The 4,354-nt window shown below is 63.8% G+C and carries 5 protein-coding genes and 1 pseudogene; 3 read left to right on the top strand and 3 right to left on the bottom strand.

What is annotated here, in order from left to right; genetic code table 11:
• From JCM21793_RS28505 to JCM21793_RS22575, 3 genes and pseudogenes are all read right to left on the bottom strand, one after another.
• A partial coding sequence (locus tag JCM21793_RS28505; RefSeq protein ID WP_025031808.1) for a cytochrome c biogenesis protein CcdA occupies positions 1 to 527 on the bottom strand: 527 nt, incomplete at its 3' end.
• A 14-nt stretch (positions 528 to 541) separates the two neighbouring features.
• Positions 542 to 952, bottom strand: a pseudogene (locus JCM21793_RS31670) (cytochrome c biogenesis protein CcdA); the annotation flags it as partial.
• 53 nt (positions 953 to 1,005) lie between these two features.
• Positions 1,006 to 1,398 (bottom strand): protein-disulfide reductase DsbD domain-containing protein, encoded by a 393-nt coding sequence (locus JCM21793_RS22575; RefSeq protein WP_025031806.1) that lies wholly within the window; start codon positions 1,396 to 1,398, stop codon positions 1,006 to 1,008.
• A 179-nt stretch (positions 1,399 to 1,577) separates the two neighbouring features.
• Here JCM21793_RS22575 and JCM21793_RS22570 point away from each other — a divergent pair, with 179 nt between their 5' ends.
• The 3 genes from JCM21793_RS22570 to JCM21793_RS22560 form a co-directional block, all read left to right on the top strand.
• The gene (locus JCM21793_RS22570; RefSeq protein ID WP_025031805.1) at positions 1,578 to 2,327 is read left to right on the top strand and encodes a L,D-transpeptidase; all 750 of its coding nucleotides are present in this window, start codon (positions 1,578 to 1,580) and stop codon (positions 2,325 to 2,327) included.
• 39 nt (positions 2,328 to 2,366) lie between these two features.
• Positions 2,367 to 3,032, top strand: coding sequence for a response regulator (locus tag JCM21793_RS22565; protein ID WP_007006990.1), 666 nt, complete (start codon positions 2,367 to 2,369; stop codon positions 3,030 to 3,032).
• A partial coding sequence (locus JCM21793_RS22560; RefSeq protein ID WP_025031804.1) for an ATP-binding protein occupies positions 3,029 to 4,354 on the top strand: 1,326 nt, incomplete at its 3' end. The genes JCM21793_RS22565 and JCM21793_RS22560, both read left to right, overlap by 4 nt.

The following is a 4,354-nucleotide window of genomic DNA, read 5'->3' as shown; positions in this document are numbered from 1 at the left end:
TCTGGGGCCAGCGGCTTGAGCGGATCGGTGCCGCCGGACGCGGCCCCCAGCATCAGGATAATGCCGTAGATGAGCGACAGCGCGCCAACCGAACGGACGGCGGCGAGCGGCGTCGTTTCGGTGATCTTCGCGCTGAAGGCGAAGCTTGCGATGGCGATGAGAAGGGCGGACCAGAGCGCGAGATCGAGGCCGGCGGGGAGGAGCGGCGTTGCCGTCCAGATGGCGGTGGCCAGGAAGCCGAAGCCGAACACGCGTTTGACGCTTTCCATCCATGCGCCGGCGCGCGGCAGGGCCTTGCCGCCAAGTGTGCCCATGATGATGAGGGGGATGCCCTTGCCGATGCCAAGGCCGAAAAGGGCTGCCGCGCCCAGCGCCACATCGGCGGTCTGGGCGATGTAAAGGAGTGCGCCGGCGAGCGGAACGGTGACGCAGGGGCCGACGATGAGGGCGGATGAGAAGCGAGAATGGCGGCGGAGCGGCGCGACCCACTGAGCCCGCCCGTGCGGTTTGCCACCCAGCTTGTCCATGCGGTGGGCAATTGCAGCTCGAACAGGCCGAACATGGAAAGCGCCAGAACGGCGAAGAGCGCGGACAGAATGCCGATCGTGACGGGCGATTGCAGAACGAGCTGCAGGTTCTGCCCGGACCAGCCTGCGGCGGCACCCAGAAGCGCGAAGGCCGAGGCGAGCGCGATCACATAGATCGAGGAAAGCTCGAAGCCACGCCAGGCGGTGAGCCGGTCACCCTCGCGCGCCAGCGCGCCGGCCATGATGGGATACATGGGAAAGACGCAAGGGGTGAAGGCGAGAAGCAGGCCGAAGAGCGGGAAGCTGACGAGAACGAGCAGAACGCCGCCGCGGCCGAGCAGCGACTGAATGAGCCCGTCATCTTCGGCAAGCGCAAAGCCGGTGTCTTCGCTGGCGGTGGGTGCTTCTTCCGTGACCCATTCCACGGGCGCTGCAGCCTGTGGGGCCGCCGGTGTGATGACGGCAAGCGAAAGGGCGTTTACCTGCCGGTTTTCCGGTGCGTAGCAGATGCCGCCATCCTGACAGCCTGAAAGGTGACGTCGAATGTGCCGAAGACCTGTTCGGTAAGATGTGCGCTCGCCGCATCATAATAGACTTCGGAGAGGCCGAATGTGGGGTCGTCCTTGCGGATGCCGGGGCTGGTTTCCAGCGGCAGTTCCGCGCCATCCTGCGATGCGCCGATGTGATCGCGATAAAGGTAATAGCCTTCGGCGATCTGCCAGTTGAGGGCCAGTGTGCCGTCTTGCGTGCGCGAGACCTCAAGGGTGAAGGCCTCTTCGACCGGCAGCGGTCTGGCGGTCTGGGCCGAGGTGGGGGCGGGCGCAAAGCTGACGGAGAGGAAAGCCGCGAGCGCGATCAGGATTGTCTTCATTCGGTCACTTCAAATCGTGTGGGCCACCGGGAGCGTGCGCTCATGGCGGATCTCGGAAGGCGGATTGAACGCTTCAACTTAAGGCAGCCTTAAGGTGGGTGTTGTTTGGGCGGCTGGCAAAACAGCAAGGAGTTTTCAGAATGGCGCAATTTCGCGCGGGCATGGGCGTCCGGATGCGTATGTCCGAACTGCCGAACGAAGGACATACGGACGCTGGACACTCTGCAGTTTCAGCGCGATTGGGGCGGCGTGGCTTTCTGGCCGGGTTGAGCGCGCTGGCGGTTTCGGGCTGCGTTGCGAAGCCGAAGCCCGAGGCTCCCAAAGTGGTTGAGCCGCCCAAGCCCAGGCGCGTCGTTCCACCCATGTATTACGCCATGCCCAATGAGCGTTTTCCCATTCCCGAAGTGGACATCAGCCATCTGGACGAGCGCTGGTGGCGCAGGGAGGTGGACTATCCCACCAGCGAACGCAAGGGCACGCTGATCGTGGATACGCCGAACAGGTATCTATACCATGTGACCGGGCCGAACCGGGCGACGCGCTATGGCATCGGCGTCGGGCGTGACGGGTTCTCCTGGGCGGGACGGGCGATCATGGCCTATCGCCGCGAATGGCCGCGCTGGACACCACCCAACGAAATGGTGGCGAGACGTCCGGAACTGGAGCCCTACAGCATCGCCAATGGCGGCATGCCGCCGGGCCTGCGCAATCCGCTCGGTGCGCGTTCGCACTATATCCACCTGAATGGCAAGGACACGCTTTACCGCATTCACGGCACGCCGGAGCCGTGGAGCATCGGCAAGGCTGTTTCGTCTGGCTGTATCCGCTTGATCAACCAGGATGTGATTCACCTGCATGACAATGTAAGGGACGGCAGCCCTATTGTCGTCATACCCGACCCGAAGATGCAGCATCTTCTGGTATCCTGACGGGCTCCGCCCCTTGCCAATGCGAATGAGACGCGTGCGATGCGACTTTTGGTGGTTGAAGACGATCCGCTGCTTCTGGACGGTTTGACCGTGGGGCTGGGGCTTGCCGGCTTTGCTGTTGATGCCGTGGCCACCTGCGAAGACGCTTTCGCCGCACTCAGCGCGCAGGCCTATGAAGGGGTCGTGCTCGATCTGATGCTGCCGGATGGCTCCGGCCTCGACGTGCTTTCGGATCTGCGCCGGCGGGGCGATGCCACGCCGGTGGTGCTTCTGACAGCGCGCGATCAGGTTCCCGACCGGATTACCGGGCTGGACGCTGGTGCAGACGATTATGTGGGAAAGCCCTTTGACCTCGACGAACTGTCGGCACGCGTGCGTGCAGCGGTGCGCCGGGGCAAGGGCCGTTCCAGCGCGACGCTTGCCTGGGGCGGCGTGACGCTCGATCCGGCGAACCAGTCGGTGACCCGCGACGGTGATCCGGTGATCCTGACGCGGCGCGAATTCGCGCTTCTTGCGGCGCTGATGGAACGGCCGGAGAGCATTCTTTCCAAACCGGCGCTCGAAGAAACGATCTATGGCTGGCAGGAAGAGGTGGAGAGCAACGCCGTGGAGGTGCATATCCACAAGCTGCGCTCCAAACTTGGCTCCGACTTCATTCGCACCGTTCGCGGGGTGGGCTACCGTCTCCGGGAGACGGACGCATGAGATCTATCCGCGCTCGGCTGATCCTGATCCTCATGGGCTCGACGGGGCTGGTGTGGCTGCTCGCGGTCGGCTGGATTTATCTCAGCACGCAGGCCGAGGTGGAGCGGGTGCTGGATGCACGGCTGATGGAGGCGGCGCGGATGGTCAATTCGCTTCTTTCCGACCACCGCATAGAGGTGGGGCTGGAAGAGGGGACGGCCAGCCATGTGGTGGGCGAATTCGAGCACAGCCATCGCCCCTATGAACGGCAGCTCTCGTGCCAGATATGGACGCTGGAGGGCAGCCTTGTCGGACGTTCGGAGAATGCGCCAACAACGCAGCTGAGCGAAGTCGTGGACGGGTTTTCCGAAACGGATGTGGAGGGTGAGCGCTGGCGCGTCTTTACCGTGGAAAACGAGCGGCTCGGCGTGCGCGTGATGGTGGGTGACAGCCTGAAAATCCGCGAAAGCCTCGTTAGTGACGTGATCACGGGGCTGGTGGTGCCCGCGCTTCTGATCTTGCCGTTTCTGGCGGGCGTTATTCTTGTTTCGGTACGACGTGGCCTCTCGCCGCTGAGTGATATGGCAGACACGCTGTCGCAGCGTGCGGCAAACGATCTGCGCCCGCTGCAGGCCGGTAATCTGCCCAAGGAGATTGCGCCAGCGGTGAGTGCACTGAACGGGCTCTTCAAACGGGTGGAAGATGCGCGTGACCGCGAACGCAGTTTTACCGCCTTCGCCGCCCATGAACTCAAAACGCCGCTGGCCGGCGTGAAGACGCAGGCGCAGATCGCGCTTGCGAGCGACGATCCCGCCCTGCATGCCAATGCGCTGCGGCAGATCACAGCCGGCGTTGACCGCACCAGCCGGCTCGTGAAGCAGTTGCTTGATCTCACCGCACTCGAGGCGAACGATGCTGCGCCGAACCTTCAGGCGGTGAGTGCGCAGGCGCTTTTGAAGCAGAGCGTGGCGGAACTGCCTCTGCCTTCAGGCGGGGCGCGTCTCGCAGTCGAAGGCGGAGACGGGGAGGATGCCATGATCCTTGCCGAACCGCATTTCCTCTCGCTCGCGCTGCGCAACCTGGTGGAGAACGCGCTCAACCATTCGCCGGAAAATTCCATGGTTGTGTGTCGGGTGGAGGAAGCCGGCGGCGACGTGCGCCTCGTGGTCGAAGATGAGGGGCCGGGCATTCCGGAAGCCGAGATTTCCACGGTGGTGGAGAAATTTGTGCGTGGGCGAAACCGCTCGGGGACCGGCAGTGGACTGGGTCTTGCAATCGCGCAGGCGGCAATGGCACGCATCGGCGGCGCGCTCGTGCTTGAAAACCGGAGCGGCGGTGGATTG

Source organism: Nitratireductor aquibiodomus NL21 = JCM 21793, assembly GCF_000615975.1.
GTDB lineage: Bacteria > Pseudomonadota > Alphaproteobacteria > Rhizobiales > Rhizobiaceae > Nitratireductor > Nitratireductor aquibiodomus.
This window is presented reverse-complemented; position numbering and strand designations above follow the sequence as displayed.